The sequence below is a fragment of the Streptomyces sp. WMMB 714 genome, from assembly GCF_900090125.1.
Taxonomy (GTDB): domain Bacteria; phylum Actinomycetota; class Actinomycetes; order Streptomycetales; family Streptomycetaceae; genus Streptomyces; species Streptomyces daqingensis.
Genome location: NZ_FMHJ01000003.1, coordinates 56,930 through 80,334 on the forward strand (window position 1 = coordinate 56,930; position 23,405 = coordinate 80,334).

At 71.1% G+C, this 23,405-nt stretch carries 17 protein-coding genes and 1 other RNA gene; 6 read left to right on the top strand and 12 right to left on the bottom strand.

The genetic code is table 11. The features are described 5' to 3' along the window. The first annotated feature begins 25 nt into the window (after positions 1–25). Positions 26–1,318, top strand: coding sequence for a lactate 2-monooxygenase (locus H181DRAFT_RS05710; protein WP_078895523.1), 1,293 nt, complete (start codon positions 26–28; stop codon positions 1,316–1,318). Between the two features lie 163 nt (positions 1,319–1,481). Here the strand turns inward: H181DRAFT_RS05710 and H181DRAFT_RS05715 are convergent, their stop codons facing one another. Then, a complete protein-coding gene (locus tag H181DRAFT_RS05715) occupies positions 1,482–1,946 on the bottom strand; it encodes an SRPBCC family protein (protein WP_045863161.1) in 465 nt (154 codons plus the stop codon). Positions 1,947–2,060: 114 nt separating this feature from the next. Next, positions 2,061–3,176, bottom strand: coding sequence for an L-talarate/galactarate dehydratase (locus H181DRAFT_RS05720; protein WP_254666744.1), 1,116 nt, complete (start codon positions 3,174–3,176; stop codon positions 2,061–2,063). A 575-nt stretch (positions 3,177–3,751) separates the two neighbouring features. Between H181DRAFT_RS05720 and H181DRAFT_RS05725 the strand changes: the two genes are divergently transcribed. The 4 genes from H181DRAFT_RS05725 to H181DRAFT_RS05740 all read left to right on the top strand — a co-directional run bounded on the left by H181DRAFT_RS05725 (position 3,752) and on the right by H181DRAFT_RS05740 (position 7,519). Next, positions 3,752–5,089 carry a gluconate:H+ symporter gene (locus H181DRAFT_RS05725; RefSeq protein ID WP_045863163.1) on the top strand — a complete coding sequence of 446 codons (1,338 nt, stop codon included), beginning with the start codon at positions 3,752–3,754 and terminating at the stop codon, positions 5,087–5,089. A gap of 97 nt (positions 5,090–5,186) precedes the next feature. After that, entirely contained in the window at positions 5,187–6,515 is a 1,329-nt protein-coding gene (locus H181DRAFT_RS05730) for an enolase C-terminal domain-like protein (protein ID WP_045863164.1), read from the top strand. Positions 6,516–6,594: 79 nt separating this feature from the next. After that, positions 6,595–6,993: RNase P RNA component class A (gene rnpB / locus H181DRAFT_RS05735), an RNA gene on the top strand. 232 nt (positions 6,994–7,225) lie between these two features. Next, a complete protein-coding gene (locus H181DRAFT_RS05740) occupies positions 7,226–7,519 on the top strand; it encodes a hypothetical protein (protein WP_045863165.1) in 294 nt (97 codons plus the stop codon). Positions 7,520–7,598: 79 nt separating this feature from the next. Here the strand turns inward: H181DRAFT_RS05740 and H181DRAFT_RS05745 are convergent, their stop codons facing one another. Both H181DRAFT_RS05745 and H181DRAFT_RS05750 read right to left on the bottom strand, forming a co-directional pair. Continuing rightward, complete coding sequence (locus H181DRAFT_RS05745; RefSeq protein ID WP_254666720.1) at positions 7,599–8,270, bottom strand: SUKH-4 family immunity protein; 672 nt, start codon at positions 8,268–8,270, stop codon at positions 7,599–7,601. 312 nt (positions 8,271–8,582) lie between these two features. Next, positions 8,583–9,671 (bottom strand): LacI family DNA-binding transcriptional regulator, encoded by a 1,089-nt coding sequence (locus H181DRAFT_RS05750; protein ID WP_074467731.1) that lies wholly within the window; start codon positions 9,669–9,671, stop codon positions 8,583–8,585. Positions 9,672–9,957: 286 nt separating this feature from the next. On the opposite strand from H181DRAFT_RS05750, the gene H181DRAFT_RS05755 reads away from it, so the two are divergent. Then, complete coding sequence (locus H181DRAFT_RS05755) at positions 9,958–11,241, top strand: ABC transporter substrate-binding protein (protein WP_254666721.1); 1,284 nt, start codon at positions 9,958–9,960, stop codon at positions 11,239–11,241. A 312-nt stretch (positions 11,242–11,553) separates the two neighbouring features. Here H181DRAFT_RS05755 and H181DRAFT_RS05760 read toward each other — a convergent pair whose 3' ends face one another. From H181DRAFT_RS05760 to H181DRAFT_RS05795, 8 genes are all read right to left on the bottom strand, one after another. Next, positions 11,554–12,525: a lysylphosphatidylglycerol synthase domain-containing protein gene (locus H181DRAFT_RS05760; RefSeq protein ID WP_139131671.1), complete on the bottom strand. Its 972-nt coding sequence runs from the start codon at positions 12,523–12,525 to the stop codon at positions 11,554–11,556. Then, positions 12,518–13,801 (bottom strand): glycosyltransferase family 4 protein, encoded by a 1,284-nt coding sequence (locus tag H181DRAFT_RS05765; RefSeq protein ID WP_158715413.1) that lies wholly within the window; start codon positions 13,799–13,801, stop codon positions 12,518–12,520. The genes H181DRAFT_RS05760 and H181DRAFT_RS05765 overlap by 8 nt, the downstream gene beginning before the upstream one ends. Positions 13,802–13,932: 131 nt before the next feature. Beyond that, complete coding sequence (locus H181DRAFT_RS05770; protein ID WP_078895525.1) at positions 13,933–14,982, bottom strand: UbiA prenyltransferase family protein; 1,050 nt, start codon at positions 14,980–14,982, stop codon at positions 13,933–13,935. After that, complete coding sequence (locus tag H181DRAFT_RS05775; protein WP_254666722.1) at positions 14,979–16,115, bottom strand: glycosyltransferase; 1,137 nt, start codon at positions 16,113–16,115, stop codon at positions 14,979–14,981. The genes H181DRAFT_RS05770 and H181DRAFT_RS05775 overlap by 4 nt, the downstream gene beginning before the upstream one ends. Positions 16,116–16,179: 64 nt before the next feature. Further along, positions 16,180–17,517 carry an endonuclease/exonuclease/phosphatase family protein gene (locus H181DRAFT_RS05780; RefSeq protein ID WP_045863167.1) on the bottom strand — a complete coding sequence of 446 codons (1,338 nt, stop codon included), beginning with the start codon at positions 17,515–17,517 and terminating at the stop codon, positions 16,180–16,182. After that, positions 17,517–18,605, bottom strand: coding sequence for an NAD-dependent epimerase/dehydratase family protein (locus H181DRAFT_RS05785; protein ID WP_045863466.1), 1,089 nt, complete (start codon positions 18,603–18,605; stop codon positions 17,517–17,519). The genes H181DRAFT_RS05780 and H181DRAFT_RS05785 overlap by 1 nt, the downstream gene beginning before the upstream one ends. Positions 18,606–18,631: 26 nt before the next feature. After that, positions 18,632–20,059, bottom strand: a complete 1,428-nt coding sequence (locus H181DRAFT_RS05790) for an aspartate aminotransferase family protein (RefSeq protein ID WP_045863168.1) — start codon at positions 20,057–20,059, stop codon at positions 18,632–18,634. A gap of 985 nt (positions 20,060–21,044) precedes the next feature. Continuing rightward, positions 21,045–23,363, bottom strand: a complete 2,319-nt coding sequence (locus tag H181DRAFT_RS05795; RefSeq protein WP_078895526.1) for an AfsR/SARP family transcriptional regulator — start codon at positions 23,361–23,363, stop codon at positions 21,045–21,047. Positions 23,364–23,405 lie beyond the last annotated feature (42 nt).

Here is a 23,405-nt window from a genome sequence, read left to right on the forward strand (position 1 = left end):
GTCGACAGGGAAGGGCACGAGTGCGATGAGTGAGACGTCCGGGGCGAGCGGGGCCTCAGAGTCCTCCGCAGCCGCTGAGGCATCCGAGCCGTCACAGGCGGGGGGAGCGGCTGCCGGGCAGGTCGACGGCGGCGCGTCCGCCGGGCCGCCGGCACCGGGCTTCGGCAACTACCAGAACGACATCTACCTCAACGGTCTCGACGGCCAGTTGCCGCCCTTCACCACCGACCTCACGCTGCTGGGCGCGTCCGCCCGCGAGCACCTCGACCCGGGCGCGTTCGGCTACCTGGCCGGGGCCGCCGGTTCCGGGGCCACGCACCGGGCGAACCGTGCGGCCTTCGACCGGCACCGGCTCGTCCCGCGCATGCTGCGCGGCCCGGCCCCCCGCGATCTCAGCACGACGGTGCTGGGCACCCGCATGCCCGCGCCCGTGCTGCTCGCCCCCGTCGGCGTCCAGTCGATCATCCATCCCGACGGCGAGCTGGCCACAGCGCGGGCCGCCGCCTCCGTCGGCGTCCCGATGGTGCTCTCCACCGCCTCGTCCCACACCGTCGAGGAGGTGGCCGAGGCGAACGGGCCCGACGGCGCCCGCTGGTTCCAGCTGTACTGGCCCAACGACGACGACGTGTGCGTCAGCATCCTCGAGCGCGCCCGGGACGCCGGGTTCACCACGCTCGTCGTCACGCTGGACACCTGGACGCTGGCCTGGCGCCCGCAGGACCTCGACCAGTCCTACCTGCCCTTCATCCGCGGCGTCGGCACGGCCATCCCCTTCTCCGACCCCGCTTTCCGCGCGGGTCTCGAGAAGACGCCGGAGGACGACGTGATCTCGGCGGTGCTGCGCTGGGTGCCGATGTTCACCGGCACCGACCACTCCTGGGACCAGCTGCCGTTCCTGCGCGAGCACTGGGACGGGCCGATCGTGCTCAAGGGCGTCCTGCACCCGGACGACGCCCGCAAGGCAGCGGACGCGGGCATGGACGGCATCGTCGTCTCCAACCACGGAGGCCGCCAGGTCGACGGCGCGATCGCCGCCCTCGACGCCCTGCCCGGCATCGTCGAGGCGGTGGGAGACCGGCTGGAGATCCTCTTCGACTCCGGGGTCCGCACCGGATCGGACGTGCTGAAGGCGCTGGCGCTCGGAGCACGCGCGGTACTCGTCGGCCGCCCGTACGCCTACGGGCTCGCGCACGGCGGCGAGGACGGCGTGCGGCACGTGCTGCGCAGCCTCCTCGCCGATCTGGACCTCACGCTGGGCCTCTCCGGGCACCGGACGCCCGGCGAACTGTCCGCGGACTCCCTGCAGAGCGGGGTCTGACGGGCCGGGAACTGACGGGCTGGGAAGTGACGGGCTGGATCCGACGGGCTGCGCGCGGGGCGCGAGGGCGGACAGGACGTCCGTTCAGGACGGTGGTGCAGGACGGCAGTGCAGGGGCGCTGCCGTCCGGTCCCCTGTCCGGGCTGGACGGCGGTCCGGGCCGTCAGCGAGCCGGACGTCCGCCGTCCGCGGGCAGGAGCGCCGCCAGCCGTCGCAGTGCGCGCGCGTTGCCCCGCCTGAGCAGCGACCGCACGAGGGGCGCGGCCAGCCGCTCGGAGGGCGGTACCCGGCTCCACGCGTAGCTGAAGGTGATGCGGGTGCCGCCGTCCGGCAGCTCCGCCAGCTCGTACGTGCCGTAGGCCACGCGCCTGCCGCCGGCGCCGGTGTTGCGCTCCACGAGCCTGACCGGGCGGACGGCCTCCACGACCTCGATCCCTACCTCGTCGGTCCTGCGGCCCGCCCGGACGCTCACCGTCGCCTTCGCGCCCACGCCGGACGCGGGGCCCGCGTACGTCCAGTCGCGGAGCATGTGGTCGGTGAACGACTCGTGACGGGACATCACGTCGAGGAAGTCGTACACCGTCTCGCGGTCCTGCGGGACGTTCACGCTCACGGTCACCGGTCGCATGCCGCCAGCGTAGCCAGGCGGCACGCGGCCGGTGAGCGAACGTCGCCGCACCGGGACGGGAGGGGACAGGGGCTCGCGGCCGCGGGAGGGGACGGTGCGGCGTGCGGGGCGCCGTCAGGGGCGGTTTCCCGTCTCGTGCTCCTCCCGCGTCCAGGCGCGGGCCTGTTCGGAGAGGGTGATGCCCAGACCCGGCCGGTCGGGGACGTGCATGCGGCCGCCGCTGATCGACGGGCGCTCCTCGAACAGGGGCTGGAGCCAGTCGAAGTGCTCCACCCAGGGCTCGTGCGGGTAGGCCGCGGCCAGATGCAGATGGATCTCCATCGCGAAGTGCGGTGCGAGCTGCAGGTGTTCGAGCTCCGCGAGCCCGGCGAGCTTGAGGAACTGGGTGATCCCGCCGATGCGCGGGGCGTCGGGCTGGAGTACGTCGACGGCTGAAGCGCGTATCAACTCCCGGTGCTCCGCGACGGATACGAGCATCTCGCCCGTCGCCACAGGGGTGTCGAGCGTGGCGGCGAGTGCCGCGTGCCCCGACGCGTCGTAGGCGTCCAGCGGCTCCTCCAGCCAGACCAGGCCGAACTCCTCCAGGGCACGCCCCATGCGCAGCGCCGTGGGACGGTCCCACTGCTGGTTGGCGTCGGCCATCACCGGTACGTCGTCGCCCAAGTGCTCGCGTACGGCGGTCAGACGGCGGAGGTCCTCCTTGCGGTCGGGGTGGCCGACCTTGATCTTGATGCCGCCGACGCCCTCCTCCAGCGAGGCGGAGGCGTTCTCCAGCAACTCCCCGACCGGCGTGTGCAGGAAGCCGCCCGAGGTGTTGTAGCAGCGCACGGACTCGCGGTGCGCGCCCAGCAGTTTGGCGAGCGGCAGACCCGCACGCCGGGCCTTCAGGTCCCACAGGGCCGTGTCGAAGGCGGCGACGGCCTGCGTCGCCAGGCCGCTCCGTCCCACGGAAGCGCCGGACCACACCAGCTTCGTCCACAACCGGCCGATGTCGCTGGGGTCTTCGCCGATCAGGTCGGGGGCGAGTTCCCGCGCGTGCGCGAACTGTCCCGGCCCGCCGGCGCGCTTGGAGTAGCTGAAGCCGACGCCCTCATGGCCGTCCTCGGTGGCGATCTCGGCGAAGAGCAGGGCGACTTCGGTCATGGGCCGCTGCCGGCCGGTGAGCACCTTGGCGTCGCTGACGGGCGTCCGGAGGGGCAGGCCCACCGAGGAGAGCCTGATCCAGCGGATCCTGTCGGCGGCCGGCCCGTTCGTGCCACGGGTGCGCGACGCGGAGTGGGGTGTCGGACGAGTCGAGTTCACGGTGGTGTCCTGGGTCGTCGGGCTGAGGGGTCGTCGGGGCTGAGGCTGTAGCGGCCGGGCGGCGGCCGCGCGGGGCCCGGCGGTCGTGAAGTGCGCCCCCGCTGACGGCAGTTCCTGCATGTGGACACCGTCCTGCATGTGAGACGTGGGCGCCGATCCGGCCGCAGGCGGGAACCGCCGGGCCCAACACCCTTCCCTGACCGGGCAGTTGGCACTCCGGCCCGGAAGGTGACCGCACCTGCTCCGTCGAACCCGTGGCCGCACACTCATTGACCCCGGCGACTCACAACCTTAGCCTCCATTCTCATACATGGACAGCGTCTCTGTATTTGTACGCCGTAGTGGAGGAGGACGACGTGGGGCCGACTGAGCGAACGGAGCGCGGCGCGTACGAGCGCGGCGCCCCCTCCGCCGGAGGACGCCTCGCGCCCCTCCTCCCGGATCTCCGCGCCGGCCAGGCCCGCATGCGGCCCGACGGCCTTACCGAGAAGGGGAGTTGACCCATGCCTCTCGTCGCGGTCGGAGCCGGGGTCCTGCTCCTGCTCTTCCTCATGACCAGGCTCAGACTCAACGGCTTCGCGGCGCTGCTGCTGGTGGCGATCGGTGTCGGCCTGGTCCAGGGCATCCCGGTGGAGAAGATCCCGGACGTCCTCGCGGGAGGCATCGGCGATCAGATAGGCGACACGATGCTCACCATCGGGCTCGGCGCCATGGTGGGCCGCGTCATGGGCGATTCGGGCGCCGCACAGCGCGTGGCCACCCGGCTCGTCGACGCCTTCGGGCAGCAGCGCGTCCAGGTGGCGATGGTGGTCACGGCCATGCTCATCGGCGTCACGATGTTCTACGAGGTGGCGTTCGTGATCATCGTGCCGGTCGCGTTCACCATCGTCCGCGTCACCGGCAAGAGCCTGCTGTGGGTGGGCCTGCCCATGTCGATCGCCCTGTCCACCATGCACAGCTTCCTGCCGCCGCACCCGGGGCCCACCGCCGTGGCGGCGACGTTCCACGCCTCGGCCGGACTCACCCTCTTCTACGGCCTGTTCATCGCCGTGCCGCTCGGCGCGCTCGTCGCGCTGATCTGGCCCAGGCTGCCGTTCGTACGGCGGATGGACCCGTCCATCCCCAAGGGCCTCGTCAGCGAGCGGGTGTTCACGGACGAGGAGATGCCCGGCATGGGCTGGTCGCTCTCCGTCGCGCTCTTCCCGGTGGTGCTGATCGCCGGTGCGGCCGTGACCGAGATGGCCACCTCCGGCTCGAACACCCTGCTCCACACCGTCGCCTTCGTCGGATCGGCACCCGTCGCACTGCTCCTGACGCTGCTGCTGGCGATCTGGGCGTTCGGCCCCCGCATCGGGCGGAGCCTCTCCGACGTCAGCGCCTCATGCACCTCCGCGGCCCAGGCGATGGCGATGATCCTGCTGGTGATCGGTGCCGGAGGCGCCTTCAAGCAGGTGCTCGTGGAAGGCGGGATATCCGACTACATCAAGGAGGTCACGCACGGGTGGTCCATATCCCCGATCATCCTCGCGTGGCTCATCGCGGTGATCCTCCGCATCGCCCTGGGATCGGCGACCGTCGCGGTCGTCACCGCGTCGGGCGTGGTCCTGCCGCTGCTCGCGGGCAGCGGCGTGCACCCCGAGGTGATGGTGCTGGCCGTCTCCTGCGGTTCGATCGCGTTCTCCCATGTGAACGATCCGGGCTTCTGGATGTTCAAGGAGTACTTCAACCTGTCGGTGGTCGAGGCGCTCAAGGCGCGCACCACGTACACCACCGTGCTGGCGGTCCTCGGCCTCGGCGGCGTGCTGGCACTGGAGTGGAGCCTCGACGCCCTCACCCTGTGACGCACACAGGTCCCCCGCTCCGAGCCCGACCCGCGCCCGCCCCGCCACCGCCCCACCCGACCCGACTCGCGGCGGGGCCTCCCACGGAAGGAGCCCGATGAACCAGCCCGTCGTCACCAGGTACGCGGTCTACCCGGTCGCCGGCCGCGACTGCATGGCGCTGAACCTCTCCGGCGCACACGGCCCTTACTTCACCCGCAACGTGGTCGTCCTGGAGGACTCCGAAGGGCGGACCGGAGTGGGAGAGGTGCCGGGCGGCGAGAAGATCACGCGCACCCTCCGCGAGGCCGAACCCCTCGTGGCGGGCGGCAGGCCGGGCGACTACAAACGCATCCTCAACGCGGTCGGACGCCGCTTCGCCGGCCGGGACACAGGCGGAAGGGGGCAGCAGACCTTCGACCAGCGCACCGCCGTCCACGCCGTCACAGCCGTCGAGTCGGCGCTGCTGGACCTGCTGGGGCAGCATCTCGACGTCCCTGTCGCGGCGCTCCTGGGCGACGGGCAGCAGCGCGACTCCGTCCGGATGCTCGGCTACCTCTTCTACGTCGGAGACCCCGGCCGCACCGACCTCGAATACGTCCGCGAGCCGGACTCGGACACCGAGTGGTACCGGATCAGGCATGAGGAGGCCCTGACACCGGAGGCGATCGTCCGCCAGGCCGAAGCCACCCGGAACCTCTACGGCTTCGAGGACTTCAAGCTCAAGGGAGGTGTCCTGGCGGGCAGCGAGGAGGTGGAGGCGGTACGGGCACTCAAGGCGCGCTTCCCCGGCGCCCGCATCACCCTCGACCCGAACGGCGCCTGGTCCCTGGAGGAGGCCGTCGAACTGTGCCGGCCCCTGACCGGCACCCTCGCCTACGCGGAGGACCCGTGCGGGCCCGAAGACGGATACTCGGGCCGCGAGATCCTGGCCGAGTTCCGGCGCGCGACGGGCCTCCCGACGGCGACCAACATGATCGCCACCGACTGGCGGCAGCTCGCCCACGCGCTGGCGCTGCAGTCGGTCTCCATTCCGCTCGCCGACCCGCACTTCTGGACGATGCAGGGCTCCGTGCGGGTCGCCCAGCTGTGCAACTCGATGGGCCTGACGTGGGGTTGCCACTCCAACAACCACTTCGACGTCTCGCTGGCGATGATGGCTCACTGCGGCGCCGCCGCACCCGGCGAGTACAACGCCCTGGACACGCACTGGATCTGGCAGGAGGGGCTGGAACGGCTCACCGTCCGGCCCCCGGAGATCACCGGCGGGCAGGTCGCGCTGCCCGACCGGCCCGGCCTGGGCGTCAGCATCGACATGGACAGACTGCTCGCGGCCCACGAACTGTACGAGGAGAAGGCGCTGTCGGGGCGGGACGACTCCGTGGCGATGCGGTACCTCGTACCGGGCTGGACGTTCGACAGCAAGCGGCCCTGCCTGGTCCGCTGACCGCGCGACGGAGAGGTGCCCGGGGCGGCCTGCAAGCAGGGCGGCTCCGCCCCGCGGGTACCATGGGCCGTACGGCGGACGAGCCGGCCGGGCGGCCGCGTCGGGACTTCGGTCCCGCCGAGGAACGTCCGGGCTCCGAAGGGCAGGATGGTGGGTAACGCCCACCCGGGGTGACCCGCGGGACAGTGCCACAGAAAGCAGACCGCCGGAGCCGTACGCGGCTACCGGTAAGGGTGAAACGGTGGTGTAAGAGACCACCAGCGCCCAGGGCGACCTGGGCGGCTCGGTAAACCCCATCCGGAGCAAGGTCAAGAGGGGCCGGCGACGGCCCTGCGCGGACGTTCGAGGGTTGCCCGCCCGAGTCCGCGGGTGGACCGCACGAGGCCGGCGGCAACGCCGGTCCCAGATGGATGGCCGCCTCCCCCGGAGCCGCGAGGCGACGGGGAGACAGAACCCGGCGTACAGGCCGACTCGTCCGCCTCACCATCAAAACCCCTGGTCAGAAGGGGTGTCCCACCGGATCGGGCATTCGACCCACTGCGAAGCCGCAGGCCCCTCTCTGCGGGGGCTTGCCGCTCGGTACTGTGAGAAGTCCCCGCGAGCCCTGGGACAGAGCTGAGATTCCCGGAGAAGGCCCTTGCCGCTCGTCGCCGTAAAAATACGGCAAGTTGTCGCGAAGCGCAGGCGGAGAAGGCACAGGAGGGAGAGCCATGGGGCTTGGCGTGTATGTCGAAGACCAGATGCACAGGCGAGAACGGCCCGGCGACGGCGTCCATCACGCGCTGGAAAGACTGATCACCCTGTCGCGCGACGACGGCCTGCTTGCCCACATCTTCAAGTGGGGCGACACCATGTTCAACCATGTGCAGCTCCAGAAGCTGGACATTGAGGTCCAAGAGCTCGGGAGCAAGAATCCCGGCATTCAGGAGGACGCAGACCTGGTGAGAAGCGCCATCGAATCAGCGATGCGCAAGCGAGGATATATCTGGATCTCCGGCGACTGAGCCCCCCAAAAAGTCGTCGCCGGCGGCCTGTGCGGAGGCTCGGTGCACAGGCTTGAGTCGGACAGCTGACGGCTCCTGTTCAGCCTTCGTAGATCTGCCGGAGAAGGAAGTCCCAGGTGGGCATACGCGGGCCGTCGTCGTCCTGGTCGAAGGACTCCGACCAGCCCGGCTCATGGCCTTCGAAGGGGAGGGGGTCGGCCTGCTCGAGGGATTCCCGCAGGGCCGTCACCGCACTCCTGGGGTCAATGGGCTCCTCCGAGGCTTCCGGGTCCCACTCGGAGCGCCGGCCCTCCAGCAAGTACAGGAAGCTCGCGAACGACTCGACACTACTGTTCAGCGGATCGGCCCGGTATTCACCGTCCGGCAGGGAATACACAGTTCCGGAGCACGGGTCGAGGACCACTGGATCGACGCCGATTTCACCGAGAACCAACCATTTCGCCCACTCGGCCGGCATCCCCTGATACTGAGAGAAGCCGGCCAGGCTCGAGCAGCGGGAAAGTCCCTCGGAACTGTCCTCGTCCTTGAGGGGCGCGTCGTCGAGGAGGAAAAAGGACGCCGGATCGTCCGGCAGTCCGACCTCCATGAGGAATTCCCTCGATGCGCTCCGCAGATCCTCCGGGAGCTTTGGCTCCGGCCAGGTGTTCAGATTCTCCGCGCCGAAGACTGACTCCATCATCGAACGATCCACACGCACTGGCTCTTCATCCCCTACGGCGTCCGCCGATTCGCGGTAGTCGTCCTCGTCCACGCTCGGGAAGCTGAGCCCACTGAATTCCAGAGGGTTTCGTCCATCCACCCCGGGATCGTTCACCCCATCCCCCGAGGCCACGTTGCTTCCACCACCCCCGCGATGCGCAATTCGCAGTCCTCGGCAGGATATCGAGCGTCAACTTGCCCTGCACGAAAATCTATTCGCCGTCCAGTTGATCGGTCGTCCCGTCGGCTGAACGCCGACAGGTGGCCTCTGCCCCCGCCGAGCGGTCCGCGTCCGCTGCGCCAGCGTCTGCGGTGACCGTGACACCTCTGGTGGTTCGCCCTGGTCCGAGGGGCAGGGCTCCGATCAATGTGAAGGCGGATATGCCGAGGCCGCTGTGGCGGTAGGCATGGGTTCGAGCGGGTCCGGAGCGCAGGGTGTGATCGAGCCCCGCCGGCTGAGCGTCATGGGTATCCGGTGGATCTTCGGTGCCGGCTCGTCCGCCAACAGCAGGGAAACCGCTGTGCGGCCGAGCTCGTGGTGGGGCAGGACGACGGAGGTCACGGGCGGCCGCAGCCAGGAGGGCAGCCCGGAGTCCCCGAAGGAGACGAGCGAGATGTCATCGGGGACGCGCAACTCGCTCTCCCGCAGGGCCTGGTACGCGCCGACGGCGAGCCTGTCGTTGCAGCAGATGACGGCCGCCGGCACGGAAGCGGACTCCAGCAGCGAACGCGTCGCCAGGTAGCCGTGCTCCGGTGCCGACCAGTCGCATTCGACGGTTCCGGCGAGCCGGGTCCCCGCCGCCTCCATCGCCGTCTCGATCCCGCTCATGCGCAACTTCCCGGCGAATGAGCCTTCGGGCGTGCCCTCGGAGACGTGGTGGCCTCCGACGACGTGGACGCCGTCGCGGTGACCGGCGTCCAGCAGCAGCTGCGCCGCATGCCGACCCGCGGCCTCCTCGTCCGGGACGACGCAGACGGACTCGCCGGATTCGTCGAGGCAGTTGAGCAGCACGGCCGGAATGCGCCTCATCTGCTCGGAGAGACGCGCCGTGCGGGTCGACATCGCGGCGAGGATCACTCCGTCCACCTGCCGGTCGATCATTTCCTGGAGGAGTTTCTCCTCCAGCGCGGGGTCGCCGCCGGTCTCGGCGATGTAGAGCAGGTGATCGCGCTCCAGCGCGGCCTCCAGCGCACCTTGGATCATCTCGCCCGCGTAGTGGCCGGCGCCGACGGCGTCGAAGATCAGAGCGATGGTCTGCGTCTTGCGGGTGCGCAGGCTTTGAGCGGTGCGGTTGGGGCGGTAGCCCAACTCCTGCGCGGCGTCCATGATTCGCTGCCGCGTTCCGACCGGGATGCGTACGCCCTCTCGACCGGAGAGCACGAACGAGGCGGCTGTCCGGGATACGCCCGCATGGCGTGCGACATCAGCCTGTGTGACCCGTAACGACGACATGAAGCGGACCCCCCTGGAAATCGTGATCGGCGAGGATCTCCCGCACATGTCAGGCATGTCAAGATCAGTTTGAGCCGACACTGCGCCGCGCCCCGGTTCGCGCTCCGTACAGTCCGTCCGCGCTCGCACCGGCGGGCGAGGTGCGGTCGATGCGGTGGCTGACACATGCCTGTCACCGGCTGCGAGGTTTCTGACAGCGGCACCGTGCTCAACTGAGGCCCGTCCGCGAAGGGGAGCCGAGCCGCACACCTCCAGGGCACGGCAAGGCGAGGCAAGAGGAGATTATGTGCGTGCCATCGAACGACGGCTGCTGCCGTGCACTGCCGTCACTGCCGCACTCACGCTCGTCGGCGGCTGCGGACTGAGCGCGAAGAGCGACGAGGGCGGAGCCGACCCGAAGGAACGCGGGCCCATCACGTTCGTCTCGGGCAAGAACACCTCCGGAACGGTCGAGAAGCTGATCGACCACTGGAACGACAAGCACCCCGACGAGAAGGTCACCTTCGTCGGACTGCCCGAGGACGGCGACGAGCAGCGGGCGAAGATGGCCCGGAACGCGAAGCTGAAGGCGGACACCTACACGGTGCTCACGCTCGATGTCGTGTGGACCGCCGAGTTCGCCGCGAACCGCTGGATCGACGAGATACCCGAGAACTCCTTCCCGTTCGACAAGACGCTCGGCGCCGTCAACGGCACGGTCGAGTACCGCGGCAAGCTGTTCGGGATGCCGTACGCCTCGGACGGCGCGATGCTCTACTACCGCAAGGACCTGCTGAAGAAGGCGGACATCGAGCCGCCCAGGACCTGGGACGAGTTGCGCGGGACCTGCGGCAAGATCCTGCCGGAGCAGAAGGAAATGTCCTGCTACGGCGGCCAGTTCGACAAGTACGAGGGGCTGACCGTCAACTTCTCCGAGGCGGTGAACTCCGCGGGCGGCCAGGTCACCGACGCCCGGGGGAATCCGCACCTGGACACACCCGAGGCGAAGCGCGGCCTGGACAACCTGGTCGAGGGCTTCCGCGACGGCACGATGCCGAAGAAGGGCATCTCCTACATGGAGGAGAACGGCAGGCAGGACTTCGAGAAGGGGCGGTTGCTCTTCTACCGCAACTGGCCCTACCAGTACGGCGTGTCGAACACGAAGGCCAAGGGCAACAAGGTCGCCGGCAAGTTCGGCGTCGCTCCGATACCCGGCGAGAAGGGCACGGGAGCCTCCTCCCTCGGCGGCCACAATCTCGCCCTGTCCTCCTCGGCCCGCAACAAGGCCACCGCGCTGGACTTCATGCGCTACATGACCAGCGAGGAGGGGGCGCGGCTGCGGCTCGCCAAGGCGACGCAGGCGCCCGTCTTCGAGAAGGTGTACGACGACCCGAAGCTGGCCGAGGACTTTCCGTGGCTGCCGGTGCTGAAGAAGTCCATCGTCGGCGCCGAGCAGAGACCGCGCGTGGTGCGTTACGGAGATGCCAGCAAGGTCATCCAGCGGGAGGTGCACGCCGCGCTGACCGGAAAGAAGAGCTCCGCGGCGGCACTTGAGGCCCTCCAGAAGGAACTCAAGGCCCTCAAGCCCTGATCCCACCTCCACGAGCTCCGGCTGAACGTCCTCGCCCCCTGCTGCTGGTAAGCCGGGGGCGAGGACGTTCAGCCGTCGTGTCTCCCACCGTTCGGGCGGCGAACGCTCAAGCCTCTCCTGAGCCCGCACGTCCCGCACCCACGGAGCCGCGTTCCGGAGTCCGTACGTGCAGACGCGCGGTGGCTGCGGCCTCCTCCACGCGCCCGAGTCCCGATGACCAACTGCGTGCCGCGGCACGTCGGTTCGGCCCCCAGCCGCGGGGTCGCCGTTCTCACCGCACGCCCGCGGAACAAGGACACCTGCCGTCCGGCGTCACCCCGAGCGGGGGAGCTCGGCGGCACCTTCGGTGAGGGCTGCGGGGCGCCGGCGTTCGGACACCATGGTCAGCGCACACACGCCGCTGGCCAGGAGATCCGTCACCAGGCAGACGGCCCGGCTGGCCACGGCCACGGCTGTGGCCGCGGTGACGGGCAGCACCAGGGAGAGCGTCCCGATCAGGACCATCTCCCGGATCAGGGCGCCGTCGGGCAGTACCACGACGACCGAGCTGAGGCCCGTGGCCAGCGCGAACGCTCCGATGCTCACCACCAGGGACTCACCCACAGGCGCGCCCATGGCGAGCGTGAGCAGCCACAGATGGAGGCCGGAGACCAGACGGCAGGCGAGCTGCCAGCCGATGGCCGCGCGGATCTGCTGTCCCGAGCCGGATGTGGTCAGTTCGCGGCGCAGCAGGCGGGCGCCGGCCTGCGCGGTCCGGCCCACCAGCGCCGGCCGCACCATCACGAAGGCCAGCGCCGCGGCGGGGAGCAGCAGCAGCCAGCTCCAGTCGCCGAGCATCGGGGGCGCGGCCAGGCTCCCGACGACCATCCCCGTCAGCAGCACGATCGGGATGTTGAGGAGCCAGACGGCGACGGTGACCAGCCCTCCGACACCGACGCTCCGGGCAAGCCGCGCGTGGGTGAGGACCACCCAGAGCGCCCCGGGCGCGTACTTGGCGCTCATCCCGACGAAGTAGACCCCGGCGGCGGTGCGGCGGGGCAGGGGATGCCCGAGATCGGCGAGGACGCTGCGCCAGGACATCATGGCGCACAGCAGCGCTGCCACGTTGACCACGCAGGAGGTCAGCAGAAAGGGCAGCGCCTGGAGAGTCACCATGGGGCGCGTGGCCGACCAGTCCTGTCCGCGGAGGGCCAGTACGAGTCCGGCGACGATGACGCAGGCCAGTGCCCAGCCGGCCAGCATCCGCCGGCGTGGCCGCCACCCGCGGCGGCTGGTGTCATCCACGACTGGGCTCCCGGCGCGTCAGGCTCTCGTACAGGCCGAGAGTGCGGGTGATGGTGTCGGGCCAGCGGAAGTTCTGACGGGCGTGGGCCCGGCCGCGGGCGGCCAGCCGTGCGGCCGCGGCGGGGTCGTCCAGCAACTGGCAGACGAGGGCGGCCAGTTCGTCGGGGGTGTCGCCGCTCATCCGCAGCGCCGCTCGACCGCCCCCGTGCTCGTCCCCGGAGATCAGCGCGGAGAAGCCGGAGCCGAGCACCACCGGGGCCGCCAGGGCCATCGCCTCGACCGAGACGAGCCCGAACGGCTCGTAACGGGAGGGGAAGACGCAGACGTCGGCGGCGAGATAGTGGCGCCGCACCTCCTCCTGGGGCAGGTAGCGGTGGTAGACGTGCGTCCGGTCCCCGATGCCGAGCTCGGTGACCAGCCGGTCCACCGCGGCGTCCTGGTCCGTGCCGGCAAGGCCCACTCCGAGCATCACCAGCCGGACGCCGGGGTGGCGGCGGGCGATCGCGGGCAGGGCGTGCAGCAGCGTGGGCACGCCCTTGACCGAGCTGAGCCGGCCGGCGAAGACCAGCAACGGAGCGTCGGGGGGAAGTCCGAGCTCCGCCCGGAGCTCATTGCGCGCGCGCTTCCGCTCCTGGTCGAGCTCCGCGTCGTCGGTGTGCCCGTCGGCGGCTCCCGTCTCGCAGCCGTGCGGGACGACGTCGATGCGGTCCGCCCGCCAGCCGTGCGCGACGGCCAGCCGCCCCAGCTCCGGGGTGGGCACGACGACCCGGGCCGCGACTTTGGCGAGCAGCCGCTGAGCGGTCTCGATCAGCCGGAAGGGGTCGGTCACATCGGGCTGGTCGGCCATCGTCATCTCGGTGTTGTGGACGTGGTAGACGACGGGCAGCCGCAGCACGCCGGCCGCGAGGATCCCGGCGACGGCGCTCTGCCAGTCGTGCACGGCCACCACCGTCCCGGACCGGCGGGCCCGCACGAGCGTGGGCAGTGTCGCCAGGTTGAAGGCGAGCAGGGAGAGCGCGAACAGGGCCCGGCCGCTGGGCGCCAGATGGTTCTTCGGCGCCACGATGCGCCGCTTGAGCCGGCGCGGCAGCCAGGGCCGCCGGATCGTCACGGAGCCGTTCCGCTCCCGACCGGCGAGGTTCTCCGGGCAGTTGAGGGTGTACAGCGTCAACGGCACGTCGCCGCGCTCCCGTTGGGCGAACTGGACGAACCGCTGCGCGTACTCCGCCAGGCCGCCCAGGGTCCACGGCGGGTACTGGTGACAGACCACCACCACCCGCCGCAGCGGGGACGGTGGCGGGACGGTGCCGAGGCCCGGGCCTGGGCGACTCGACGGGCTTGGGCGACTCAAGTGGACCTTCCTCTCTTCGCGGCCCTCACGGGCGGGGTCGTACCGGGCCGGTGTGCTCACAGAACCCGGCCGGCGGTCAGGCAGGCCAGCCAGAGCACGGCGTTGACCAGGAGCGGCACGTCCGTGAGGACGTCCTGACCGGGTTCGCCGCCGCTGCGGTCCACCGCCAGCAGCTGCGCGTAACGGCACAGGGCGAAGACGGCGAACGGCACGGTGACGACGGCCAGTACGGAGCTGTGCGGATGCGGCGCGGAGAGGACGAACAGTTCGTAGCTGATCAGCGTGGCCGCCAGCAGCACGGCCATGAGCTGGTCGAGCAGCGGGACCGAGTAGCCGGAGAGGGCGGGCCGCTGCGCCGCCGCCTGCCCCCGGAGGGTCGCCGTCTCCAGTTCGTGCCGCCGCTTGCCCAGCGACATCAGCAGACAGGTGCAGTACACGCAGATGATCAGGGCGGGGTTGAACGGCGCCGCCACCACGAGGCAGCCCGCGACGGCCCGCAGCACGAACCCCGTGGCGACGATGCTGACGTCGACCAGCGGATAGTGCTTCAGCACCAGGCAGTACGCCAGGTTGAGCACCGCGTACCCGCCGACGGCGGCCTGCACGGGCAGAGGCAGCAGCGCTCCGGCGGCCGCCAGCGTCGCCAGGCAGCCCGCGCCCAGCAGCAGCGCGCCCAGCGGTCCGACCTTCCCGGAGGCCAGCGGACGGTGCCGCTTGACGGGGTGCAGCCGGTCCTGCTCCCGGTCGAGCCAGTCGTTGAGGACGTAGACCGCCGCAGACGCCGCCGTGAACGTGACGACCGTCGCCAGCGCCCAGGTCAGGTGCCGCAGGACCGCCGCCGGGTCCACCGCGAGCGGCGCGATGAGCACGAAGACGTTCTTCACCCACTGGCGGGGGCGCAGCAGCACCAGCGCCGGGGGTATTCGCGTCAGGGGTGCCGCGGTGAGGGACGGGCCGTCCTCCGGCGGAGCGTGCGTACCGCTCCCGGAGCGGACGGATTCCGGGACCAGCGGCATGGGCGGAACGACCTGCCGCTGACCGGGCACGGCGGCCGCGGCCGGGCCGCGCCGTTCCCCCACGGTGTCCCCGCCGCCGGGCCGCTTCACGACCGGCTGCCGCTCAGGAGTTGCCGGAACGCCTCTTCGTGCGCGTCGAGGAAGGCGTCGCCGCCGAAGAGCTTCGTCGCCGCCTCCCGTCCGGCCTCCCGGTCCTCGGCCGGCATCCGGGCCAGCTCGACGATCGCCTCGCGCAGGGCGTCCGGGTCGCGCGGCGGCACGAGGCGGCCGAATCCGGTGGCCGCCACCGGGTAGCGGGAGCCGGGGAGTTCGGTGCTCACGGGCGGGATGCCCGCCATCATGGCCTCGACCTGGACGATGCCGAACGACTCCGAGATCGACGGCAGCGCGAACACGTCGATCGACGCGTAGAAGTCCCGTACGGCCTCGCCACGCAGCAGCCCCGTGAAGCGGATGCGCGAGTCGTCGCCGGCCTCGGCCCGCAGCTGTTCGATGTTGCTGCCGCCCGCGACGGTCGCGTAGTCGCCCGCGATCAGCAGCCGCGCGTCGGGGTCGTCGTGGGAGCGGAAGGCGCGGATGAGGTATTCGATGCCCTTGTCCACGGTGATGCGGCCCATGAAGCCGACGTGCAGCCCGTCGCCGTCCCGCATGCTGGGCGTACCGCCGTTGCGGTCCACGCACGGGGAGGAGATGGGTGCGAGGCGGCGGCGCCGGATCGTCGGCCAGATGCGCGAACCGTGCGCCTGGTCCTCGCTGTTGGTGATGACCAGGTCCGCCTTGCGTACGGCCGACTTGCAGGTCTGGTCGACGGCCCACATCCCGAAGCGGTTCACCGGGTTGTCGGGCAGGAAGACGTCGATGTGGTACGTCACGACCAGCCGGGCCCGGCGCCTGAGCGCGGCGACGAACCCGGCCTCGGGATTGGGCAGATGCATGTGCAGGATGTCGGAGCGCGCGGCGAGTCGCCCTGCCAGCAACGGGAGTTGGGGGCTGATGAAGCCCCGGCTGATCTTCGCGAGCACCGGCGCACGGAATACGTGGACGCCGTTGACGACCTCGTACCGGGCGAGCTCGGGCTCGTGCTGGTAGCAGGCGACCGCCACCTTCCAGCCGCGCGCGGCGAGTCCTTCCGCGGTCAGCCGTGCCGCCTCCGTCAGCCCGCTGACGTACGGCGTGTAGTAGTCGAGCATCACCGTCACGTCGAACCTGTCAGGTTGCAGCACGGTGTTCCCTTCCTTCGTCGTGGATGTGGCCGGGAGTGGTGCGATGCGGTGCCGGTGCGGGACGTCAACGGGCGTGCGCGGACGACTCCTTGCGCGGGACGACCAGGCGGATCTTCTGAGCCGCATGGTCCGAGAGGGCCTCGCCGCCGCGGAGCCGGTAGTCGGAGACCGCGAGGTCGCCGCTGGTGAACAGCCAGTCGAAACGCCACAGTTGGGGCAACATGCGCCACGACTGCGGCAGTGAGCAGGAGCCCTCGCAGGCGGGCCAGGTGCGGGCGGGGAGCAGGGAGCCGCCCGGGTCGTGCGGCCGCGTACCGGATCCGAGCGGGTAGTGGTCCATCCAGGCGGCGTTGAAGTCGCCGGCCACCACGGCCGGGTGGGAGTTGCCGCGCAGATCCGCGCGCAGCCTGCGCAGCTCCCTGGTCCACCAGTCCTCCTGGAATTCGGAGGCCTGGCGGAACCGGTCCCACCCGTAGCGGATGTCGCAGGGCCGGAAGCGGATCGGCAGGTGCACGTTGTAGAAGGAGACCGTGCGCCCGCCCGCGCGGATGTCGGTGCGCTGGGACTTCGAACCCTTCCAGTACCAGTCCTCACCCTCGGACGGGACGCGCTGGTTCGGCGCCGCGACGACGGGCAGCCGGGTCAGGGTGAGCAACTCGCCCTGCACGAGCAGCCGGTAGCCCGGGAACTCCGCGCGCAGCCGGGCCTTGTCGTCGATGAGGACCGGGCTGGTGCATACCTGCTGCTCGTCGCGGTTCGTGTAGTTCCAGTTGAGGTATTCGTGCAGGAGGTACACGTCGGCGTCCTGGCGGCGCAGGTAGTCGTAGAAGGCGTCCTTGTCGTGGGCCGCCATCTGCCAGTAGTCCGCGGACCAGGCGAAGACCTTGACCTCCGTGCCCCGGGCGCTGTCCGAGGTGGTGCCCGTCCATCCGAAGCCGGCCAGATGCGCCCCTGCCAGCAGCAGGAGCACCAGGACCGCGGAGAGCCAGCGGCGCACCGGCCTCGCGAACGGTACGGCTGCGAGCAGCAGCAGAGGCACCACCACCGCGGTCAGCGGCGGGACGATCTCGACGACGAGCCACGGCTGCCAGCGGCCGACGAGCGTGACGTGCAGGACGAACAGGACCGTCCAGAGCGCCGTGCCCGCCACCAGCAGCCGCGTCCCCCAGCACCAGCGGCGGCCGGCCGGCTCCGGTAACTCACCGGCCCGCCCCCCCGCCGACGCCGGTTCCGGCTTCTGTACCGGCTCCGGTTCCTCCGTCGAGCCCGTCTCGGCCGGCTCCGGCTCCCGCGCCGTCTCCCGTGCGGGCTCCGGGGCGGGCTCCGGGGCGGTGTCCCGCTCCGCGGCCCCGTCGGCCGTGCGTGCGGACGGGTCGCCGGCCGGTGCGTCCGAAGCAGCCATCAGAAGAACACCTTCGCGAGTCCGAGGACGCCCTGCTTCCACGGGTCCGTACTGGTCCGTCCGGCGCTCTTGCCCGCCGGGGCGTCCGCGGCCGCCGCGCGCTGCGTGCGCCACCAGTCGAACGTACGGAGCACGGCGTCCTGGTTGGACATCCGCGGACGGAACCCGAGCCTGTCGCGGACCTTGTCGACGCTGACGTACGAGTCGGCGAGCAGCTTGGAGACCAGCCGGCCGTACACGGGGGACAGCTTCGTCCGCTCCAGCGTGCGCAGCACGGCGACCGCCGGGCCGGCGGGCATCGGCACCACACGGCGGCCGTGCCCGGCCGCGTCCAGCACGCACTGGAAGTCGTCGCGCAGCGTGCCGAATTCGGCGGCGGCGATGTTGTACGTGTCGCAGGCCACGTCGTCCGGGGCGCGCAGCACCTCCAGCAGCGCGTCCACGAGGTCGTCGAGTCCGAGCATCTGGATGCGGACGTCGCCCTTGCCGAGCACGGGGAAGTGCCGTCCCTCCTCGGCCCATTGGAAGAGCATGTCGAACAGGCCCATCCGGCCCGGCCCCACGAACGTCTTGGGCCGGATCACCGGCAGGCACATCCCGTCGGCCCGGAAGCGCTCGGCCACCTCCTCCGCCGCCGCCTTCGCGCGGCTGTACGGGTCGACGGGCTCGCGCGGGTGCTCCTCGGGTGTCGGCACCAGCTTCGGCAGCCCGTACACGGCGGTGGAGGAGACGTGCACCACCCGCGGCACCGCCGCGGCGCGGGCCGCCTCCAGCACCGTGGTGGTGCCGTCGACGACGATCGACCGGATGTCGGCCTCGGGGTAGCTGGGCAGCGCGGAGGCGCAGTGCACGACGGCGTCCGCGCCCTCGAACGCCTCGGCGAGCGCCCGCGGATCACGGATGTCGCCGGTGAACGCCTTCAGTCCGGGCCTCGGGGCCACCTCCCGCAGGTCGAACGCGCGGAGCTGGGCGCCCGACTCCAGCAGCCGGTCCACGAGACGGCCGCCGAGCACACCGGCCGCGCCGGTCACGGCGACGTGTACGGGGAGGCCGGGGCGGTCGGTGAGGCCCGAACTCTCCGGCGGCAGGCGGTCGTCGGGAGTGTCCGCGTCCTTCACCACGAGCTCACCCGCTCGCGTACGAAGCGGGCGAGGAGGCGGTTCATGCCCTCGCCGAGCGTCGCGTCCAGGGCCTCCAGGAACCGCTCGGCGTCCTGCGGCTCCGCCACCAGCGGCGGGCTCACCACCAGCGGGCTCCGGCCGTTGAGGGTGTTGTAGGTGTACACGTCGTGCTTGCGGTACAGGGTGTGGATCACCGCGGCGGTGACGATCTTCGTACGGATCAGCGGGTCCTTGGCCAGATCGCCCGCCGGCAGCTTGCCGATGAGATCCAGCACCTTGGGGCCGCCGGAGAGGAAGACCCCGAACAGCGCGCCTGCGCCGCGTACTTCGGAGATCAGCTGCGGGTACTTCTCGCGGAGCCGCTCCAGCCCCGGGCGGAGCACGGCCTCCAGCGCGCGGGCGCGTGCCGGGTAGTCGTCCTCGACCGCCACGGCGACGGCCTCGATGGCGGTCGCGGTCTCCTCGCCGAAGCCGTAGTACGTCGTGCTCGTGCTCTGCATCATGGCGTCGGCCATGTTGTCGTAGGCCTTGCGGAAGACCGGTTCGCGCGCCACGTACGCGGAGACGGAGGACTTGCCGCCGCCGAACGACTTGGAGGTCGTCACCACATCCGGCACCAGGCCCTCGTACCGGGTGAAGTAGAACATGCTGCCGGTCTTGCCCCAGCCGGTGTAGATCTCGTCGAAGATCAGGACGATGTCCTCGGCGGTGCACAACTCGCGCAGCTCACGCAGGAATTCCTCGGAGCACCAGCGGATCGTGGACGCGCTGAACGGCTCGATCAGGAGCGCGTACACGTCGCTGCGTCCGCGCTCGCCGCGGGACTCCTCGATCACCTTGCGGACGGACGCGATGTCGCCGTACTCGAAGGTGCGGATGCCGGGGATCGTGGGGAACGCGAAGTTGTTCTGCGCGCTGCCCGTGAGCCCGCCGGAGCCGAGCAGCTTGCCGTGGAAGCTGCAGTCCGCGCGCAGGATCGTCCGCCGCTTCCCGTCGTGGTACTTGTACGCGAGCTTGACGGCGCCCTCGACCGCCTCCGCCCCGGAGTTGGGCAGGAACGAACGGCTCAGGTCACCGGGGAGGACCGCCGCGAGGTTGTGCCCCAGCGCCGCCAGGTACGGCGAGAAGTAGGTCTTGTGCACCTCCATGCGCCGCTGCTCCTGGAAGCGCCGGCGGGCGGCGATGATGCGCGGGTGGTTGTGCCCGTGGTTGAGGACACCGACACCGCCGGTGAAGTCCAGGATGCTGCGGCCGTCACGTGTGTGGACGTAGGCGCCCTCGGCGTGGTCGACGAGCTCCCGGCCGAAGCCGAAGGAGGTCATCAGCCGGACCTGGCTCTTGTTGATGTACGTGCGGTACAGGTCGTGTACGTGCTCGACGTCCAGCTTCTCGGCCTCTTCGAGGCTGATGAGGTCTGCCATGCGTCCTTCCGATCGACGTTGTGGGGGCTCCGGGCAGCGCGGCAGGCGTCACGTCCCTGACCCGTCGCTGTCACCGCGGCCCCCGTCCGCGGGGTTCCGCACCCGGCGCCGCCCGTTCGGCGGGCCGGGATCCAAAGGGGGGCCGGTCGTCCCGGCTGCCGTCCGCCCCCGCCTGCGGCCGCCGCTCCCACCGCTCGTCTTCCGTACGGCTTCGCGGAGTTGCGGCCCCGGGCGTCGGAGAACCCCGTGTGCCTGGCTGGATGTGCCCCCGTTCCGGTGTCCCTCGGCCCGGGGGATGTGCGACCGGGCGCCCGCGGACGAAGGTTCTCTGCCGTACCTGGGAGGTATGCGGCTCGTTTCCCCTTCGCGAACGCCTCAGTTGAGCACAGGGCCGCTGTCAGAAACCTCGCAGCCGGTGACAGGCACGTGACAGCGGGACGACTGCGTCACCGGCCCCCGCCGGTCGCTGCCCGACCGGGCGGAACGCCTGCTCCGGCAGCTTCCGGACCCCGGCTCCTCGACGGCGGCTGCGGACCGCTCACGCACCTGCCGCGCCTGCTCCGGCCGGCCCGTCCCGCGCAGGGCGGAGGTCCGGCCGGTCGAGGACGCGGGCCACGGCGTGCCGGGCGCATGTCCGTTGGCGGCGGGCGAGGACGTGTCGGCACCGGGCGACGATCTCCGGGCGAGCGCGGCGTACGCCGGGCAGGGGGCCCGCAACGCGACGCCCTCCTCCAGCGGTATCCGACCCCGGGAGGGCGCCGAGGGCCCTCAGCCGGTGTTCGCGGGCGCGCTCGGACCCGTCAAGGTCCCGGCAGACGCGGCCGAGACCGGCCAGGGCAGGCTCCTGCCCTCAGCGGTCCCCTGCCCGCAGCGGTCCCCGGCCTCCACGAAGGGGCGAGCGGCCTCGCGCAGCTTCGGGCGCACGCCCGAGGACAGACGGGCGCCTCCTGGAACCCTCCGGGGCTCAGGTGAGGCGCCGCTGGTCCTACCGGGCGGGGGCGATGCCGGTCAGCACCGAGGCTTCGCCGTACCGGCCGCCCTGCGCCCGGGCGGAGACGAGGCCCACTCTGTGGCTTCCGATCCAGTCACCCCAGTGCTTGCGCAGGTTGAAGAAGCCCCACAGGACGGTCGGGAGCCGCCAGGCGATGGTGTACTCGCCGACCTCGAAGGCGAGCCGGACAGCGGCCATCAGGTTGGCGCGCTCCGTCTCGCACCACCGCAGCGCCTCCTCGTACGAGGAGAAGGCGACCGGTTCGCAGCCCTCCTCGGGCGGGTCGGGCGGACGGTGCTGGTGGCCGGGGTTGAGTATCCGCACGGCCGCGTAGGCGGTGTGCATGTACCAGGACAGGACCCGGTGCAGCGCTGCCAGCCGGGTCCGCTCGCTCTCCTCCGCCTCCGCGAGTTCCGCCGCGTACAGCCGCATCAGGTCGTGGAACCGGTACCGGTACCGGCTGGTCCGCTCCAGCAGGCCCCGTTCCGCCAGCCCCTCCAGCAGCCTCCGCGTCCGGTCCGTGCCGGCGCCGATGAGCACGGCCGCCGCCTCGGTGCCGATGTCGGGCCCGGGATGCAGGCCGAGGACGCGGAACGCGCCGGCGGCGGCCGTGTCGAGTGCGTCGTAGGACCAGGAGAAGACACCGCGAACCGCTGCCGTCTCGTCGTCGCCGACACTGAGCACGTCCAACCGGTTCCGCTCCACGGCGAGTTCAGCGACGAGGTCGTGCATCGGGACGGAATGCCCGGCCCCCGGGCCGGTCCGGTCGCCCGGGCCGGACAGGAGCTGGATGCGTTCGGCCGCCAGGGCCAGGGCCAGGGGCATGTGAGCGCACAGACCGGCGAGTTGCACGGCGGTGTCCGGCTCGGCGGCGATCCGCTCCTCGCCCAGGACACCGGCGAGCAGGGTGACCGACTCCTCGACGGACAGGCAGTCGAGGCTGATGCGGTAGGCGCCTTGCCGCACGGACAAGCCGTGCAACTGTCGACGGCTCGTGACCAGGGCCAGGCAGTGCGAGCCGGGCAGCAGCGGACGCACCTGCGCGGAGTCGCGCGCGTTGTCCAGCAGCACGAGCACCCGCCTGTCGGCCAGGGTGCTGCGCAACAGCGCGGAGCGGCCGTCCAGTTCGGGCGGGATCTGCTGCGCGGGGACGCCCAGCGCTTGCAGGAACATCTCCAGGACCGCGGTGGGCTCCGCGGGAGCGCCCACACCGTAGCCGCGGAGGTCGGCGTAGAGCTGCCCGTCGGGAAACCGGTCGCGCACACGGTGCGCCCAGTGCACCGCCAGGGTGGTCTTTCCTGCTCCCGCCGCCCCGTCGACCACGGCGATCGCCGACTTCCGTGCGGACTGTCCGCCTTCGACGGGCAGCAGGCCGTCCAGGGTGACCAGCTCTTTGGTGCGGCCGGTGAAACAGGGGATGCCCGGCGGAAGCTGCTGCGGGCGTATCGGAGGCGACTGCACAAGTGGATCGACGGCGGGATGGACGATCGTGGCGGCGACCGGCTCCTGCTCACCCGCGCCGCCGGAAGGGGAGGGAGCCGCACCGCCGTCGAGTATCGACCGGAGCAGTTCCCGCAGCTCGTCGCTGGGATCGAGCGCCAGCTCGTCCCGGAGGATCGCGAGGACCTGCTGGTACGCCTCCAGGGCCTCGGCGCGGCGGCCGCACCGGTGCAGGGCCAGGATCAGACGCTGCCAGCTCGCCTCGTGCAGCGGGTGGGCGGCCGTCAGCTCGCGCAGCTCGGGAATCAGCTCATGGTGCCGTCCCGCCGCCATCTCGAGGTCGATGCGGCACATCTGGGCGCTCAGCCATTCCTCGTTCAGCCGGGGCACCACCTCGCGGTCCAGCCACGGAGAGGCGACGTCGGCGAACGGGTCGCCCCGACGGAGCGCCAGCGCTTCGCGCAGCAGGACCAGCTTCTCCCCGGAGCCGTCCCCGGCGGCCTCCGAGCGCCGGACGAGATCCCGGAACCGCAGCAGGTCCACTCTGTCGATCGATACCGCGAGGGCATACCCGCCGGGTCTCGTCTGCACCAACTCGGGGCAGAGGAGGCGGCGCAGCCGTCTCACGCAGGTGTGCAGCGCGCCCCGCGCCCGTTCCACAGGGGTGTCCGCCCATAATCGGTCGATCAGCGTGTCGCTGGAGACGACCTCGTTGGGCGACATCACCAGGCACGACAGGAGCACCCGTAAGCGCCCGGCGGGTAACTGCACCAGGCGCTTCCCGTGGCCCACCTCGAGTGGCCCCAGAACCCGGAAGTCGAAGTCCTTGCACACCGCCGCCTCTGCAGGCGGGGCCGAAACCGATGAGCGCATAGAGCACAAACCCCTGTCCCCCGTGACCTGTGGCAGTGTATG

Coding starts and splice junctions, on each gene's coding strand:
- H181DRAFT_RS05710 (WP_078895523.1), top strand. CDS start 26: ATGAGTGAGACGTCCGGGGCGAGCGGGGCCTCAGAGTCCTCCGCAGCC.
- H181DRAFT_RS05715 (WP_045863161.1), bottom strand. CDS start 1,946: ATGCGACCGGTGACCGTGAGCGTGAACGTCCCGCAGGACCGCGAGACG.
- H181DRAFT_RS05725 (WP_045863163.1), top strand. CDS start 3,752: ATGCCTCTCGTCGCGGTCGGAGCCGGGGTCCTGCTCCTGCTCTTCCTC.
- H181DRAFT_RS05730 (WP_045863164.1), top strand. CDS start 5,187: ATGAACCAGCCCGTCGTCACCAGGTACGCGGTCTACCCGGTCGCCGGC.
- H181DRAFT_RS05740 (WP_045863165.1), top strand. CDS start 7,226: ATGGGGCTTGGCGTGTATGTCGAAGACCAGATGCACAGGCGAGAACGG.
- H181DRAFT_RS05750 (WP_074467731.1), bottom strand. CDS start 9,671: ATGTCGTCGTTACGGGTCACACAGGCTGATGTCGCACGCCATGCGGGC.
- H181DRAFT_RS05780 (WP_045863167.1), bottom strand. CDS start 17,517: ATGGCTGCTTCGGACGCACCGGCCGGCGACCCGTCCGCACGCACGGCC.
- H181DRAFT_RS05790 (WP_045863168.1), bottom strand. CDS start 20,059: ATGGCAGACCTCATCAGCCTCGAAGAGGCCGAGAAGCTGGACGTCGAG.
- H181DRAFT_RS05795 (WP_078895526.1), bottom strand. CDS start 23,363: ATGCGCTCATCGGTTTCGGCCCCGCCTGCAGAGGCGGCGGTGTGCAAG.